General features: G+C 70.8%; 4 protein-coding genes. 3 read left to right on the forward strand and 1 reads right to left on the reverse strand.

The genetic code is table 11. From position 1 onward, the window contains the following. Window positions 1-466, reverse strand: a 466-nt coding sequence (locus tag RDU12_RS14430; RefSeq protein WP_308685322.1) for a TetR/AcrR family transcriptional regulator, incomplete at its 3' end; no start/stop codon positions are given. Between the two features lie 487 nt (window positions 467-953). Between RDU12_RS14430 and RDU12_RS14435 the strand changes: the two genes are divergently transcribed. The 3 genes from RDU12_RS14435 (at window position 954) to RDU12_RS14445 (ending at window position 2,964) form a co-directional block, all read left to right on the forward strand. Further along, window positions 954-1,373, forward strand: coding sequence for a BLUF domain-containing protein (locus RDU12_RS14435; protein ID WP_300291346.1), 420 nt, complete (start codon window positions 954-956; stop codon window positions 1,371-1,373). 74 nt (window positions 1,374-1,447) lie between these two features. Then, on the forward strand, window positions 1,448-1,876 hold the full coding sequence (locus RDU12_RS14440; RefSeq protein ID WP_300291348.1) for a BLUF domain-containing protein: 429 nt from the start codon (window positions 1,448-1,450) through the stop codon (window positions 1,874-1,876). 89 nt (window positions 1,877-1,965) lie between these two features. Beyond that, on the forward strand, window positions 1,966-2,964 hold the full coding sequence (locus tag RDU12_RS14445) for a D-cysteine desulfhydrase (RefSeq protein ID WP_300291350.1): 999 nt from the start codon (window positions 1,966-1,968) through the stop codon (window positions 2,962-2,964). Window positions 2,965-2,988 lie beyond the last annotated feature (24 nt).

Genomic DNA, 2,988 nt, shown 5'->3' on the forward strand with positions numbered 1-2,988 from the left:
CGGCGTCGCCGGCGGGCGGCGTGCGCAGGCGCGGCCGGCGCTCGCGCATCCAGGCCTGCAGCACCGCCGACCGCTCGGCCTCGATGCGATTGAGCAAGGGCGAGGACTCGACCAGGGCCCAAGCCATTAGGCGCAGGGTCAGGGGGCTGGCCCGCAGGGCGCCGAGCCAGGCCGACAGGCTCTCGCGGGCGAAGGCGCGCAGGGACTCGGTCCCCGAGGCGGGGACGGCGTCCAGCGACCGGACCAGGGCGGCGTGGGCGCGGGCGGCGATGCGGGCGACGACCCCGTCGGCGCCGTCGAAATAGCGATAGACCAGCTTGCGGTCGCAGCCGGCCTCGGCGGCCAGGGTCTGGACGTTGAGGCCGGGGAAGCCGTCGCGCAGCAGGATACGCTCGCCGGCCTCGACGATGAGGGCTTCCGTGGCGGAGCGGTCGCGCAGTCGGGCGGGGGCAGGCGATTCGGCCATGGAGACAGCATCACGCCGGGAGGGAGCCGCGGCAAGAGGCGGGCTCGGTCACCGCCCCGACCGCCTCCATCCGTCATCCTCTGACTCGATCCGAGGATCAGAGGTGAGGCCCGGACTGTGTGACAGGGACGGCCCCGCGACGGCGCGCGCGTCCACACACCGAGCACCACCGGACGGTCTGATCCTCGGGTCAAGCCCGAGGATGACGATAGAAGAGAGAAGGTGCGGCCCGGCCTGCGTCGGGGGGGCGTGGCAAAGACCGGGCCGCGGGTGGACTAGTCGAGCGCGCATCGCCGCTTGGTCCGCTCGATAAACAGCAGTCGGCGAAATCGGTTCCGGAGCGGACGAGGCGCAAGGCGGAAATAGTTCTCCCGCCATCCCGCAAAGTGTCGGCGTCCGGACAGTTGGCGCAAGGAATCAAGGCGTTAGCCTATCGTCAGCGAATTGCTGCACAGAAGGTTCTGATCCTTCGAACGATGAGAGCCCCATGGCCGAGCTTCAGCGCCTGATCTATCGCAGCGTCGCCACCGGCACGACGGCCTCTCTCCTGAACGTGGCGACCATCCTGGCGGAGTCGCAACGCAACAACGACCGGGACGGGTTGACGGGCGCGCTGGCGGCGCACGGCGACCACTACATCCAGGTCATCGAGGGGCGGCCCTCGACCCTCGACAGCCTGCTGCGGCGGCTGGAGCGGGACAACCGGCACAAGGGCCTGGAGGTGATCGACCGGCGCGACATCGACCGACGCCGGTTCGACGGCTGGGCCATGGCCCACGCCCGCTTCGGTCCGGGAGACGCCTCGACGCTGGAGCGCATCGTGAGCCAGCCGGGCGCGCCCGCCGGCGAACTGGTCGACCTGCTGGAAACCGCGATCGAGAGAGGATCGACGTCCCCGTCTCCCTGACGGTGACGGAACCTGTGCTCGCGTCGGTTGTTTGGGGTCCGGTCGATTAGTCGTCCGGTATCGGTGAGGCGTGCGTGCTTGAGCGGCTTGTATATGTGAGTACGGCTGCGCGCCGGCAGGATCTGGCGGGGCAGGCGGCGGCGATCGCCGAAGAGGCCCGGACCCGCAATCTGGAAAAGGGGATCGGCGGAGCACTCGTCGCTCACGACGGCCATTTCGTCCAGGCGCTGGAAGGCGAACGCCCCGGGCTGGACCAGTTGCTGAAGCGGCTCGAGGACGATCCCCGGCATTACGACCTGGTGCTGGTGGACCGTTGGCGGGTCGAGGAGCGGCTGTTCGCCGGATGGGCCATGGCGGGGGTGGCGATGGACGCCGCGACCCGGGCCGGTCTCGACGCGCTGATCGCCGACCGCACCCTCGACCCGAGGCCGTTGGTCGAGACGTTGCGCGGCCGCGCCGTGCCGATGTCCGGGACGGCGACCTATTCGGCCGCCGCGGAATAGGGACGCACGGGATGACACGGCGCATCGCGACCAACCCCGGTCGCATTCACCGGTGGATCGGCTAGAACACGGGCGACAGGAGCCCGTTCATGCATCTCGCCCGCTTTCCCCGCGTCCGCCTCGCCCATCTGCCCACGCCGCTGGAGCCGCTGCCGCGGCTGTCGGAAGAGCTGGGCGTCGATCTTTGGATCAAGCGCGACGACTGCACCGGCCTGGCCGGCGGCGGCAACAAGACCCGCAAGCTGGAATTCCTGCTCGGCGAGGCCTTCGAACAGGAGGCCGACACCCTGGTGACCCAGGGGGCGGTGCAGTCGAACCATGTGCGCCAGACGGCGGCGGCGGCGGCGGCGCACGGGCTGGCCTGCGAAGTCATTCTGGAAGAGCGGACCGGGTCGAAGGCGCACGACTATGTGGCCAACGGCAATGTGCTGATGGACCGGCTGTTCGGGGCGGGGATCCGCACCGTGCCGGGCGGCAGCGACATGCCGGCGGAGCTGGAGAAGACGGCGGACGCGGTGCGGGCGCGCGGCGGTCGGCCCTATGTGATCCCGGGCGGGGGGTCGAACCCGGTCGGGGCGCTGGGCTATGTCGACTGCGCCCGCGAGATCGTGGTCCAGGCCGACGAACTGGACCTGCCGATCGACCGGATCGTCACCGCGACGGGCAGCGCCGGGACCCACGCCGGGCTGGTGGCCGGGCTGGCGGTGATGGGGGCCGACATCCCCGTGCTGGGTATCGGGGTGCGGGCGCCGAAGGCCAAGCAGGAAGAGAACGTGCTGAAGCTGGCGCGGCAGACGGCGGCCCTGCTGGGGCGCCCCTCGGCCGTGACCGACGAGATGGTGGTCGCCGACTGCGACTATGTCGGCGAGGGCTACGGGCTGGTCGACGAGGGCGTGATCGCGGCGCTGAAGCTGGCGGCGCGGACGGACGGCATCGTGCTGGACCCGGTCTACAGCGCCAAGGCCATGAAGGGGCTGATCGCCCTGGCGCGGAAGGGGGCGTTCAAGGGCGAGACGGTGGTGTTCCTGCACACCGGCGGGGCGCAGGGGCTGTTCGGCTATGAGAGCGTGGTGGGGGCGGGGCTGTAGGGAGCCTCCGCGCCTACTCCCGCC

It is taken from the genome of Brevundimonas sp. (assembly GCF_031082345.1).
In the GTDB taxonomy this organism is placed as follows: Bacteria; Pseudomonadota; Alphaproteobacteria; order Caulobacterales; family Caulobacteraceae; genus Brevundimonas.

Bases quoted from the DNA above. Each gene is read 5' to 3' on its own strand.
- RDU12_RS14435 (WP_300291346.1), top strand. From the start codon at position 954: ATGGCCGAGCTTCAGCGCCTGATCTATCGCAGCGTCGCCACCGGCACG.
- RDU12_RS14445 (WP_300291350.1), top strand. From the start codon at position 1,966: ATGCATCTCGCCCGCTTTCCCCGCGTCCGCCTCGCCCATCTGCCCACG.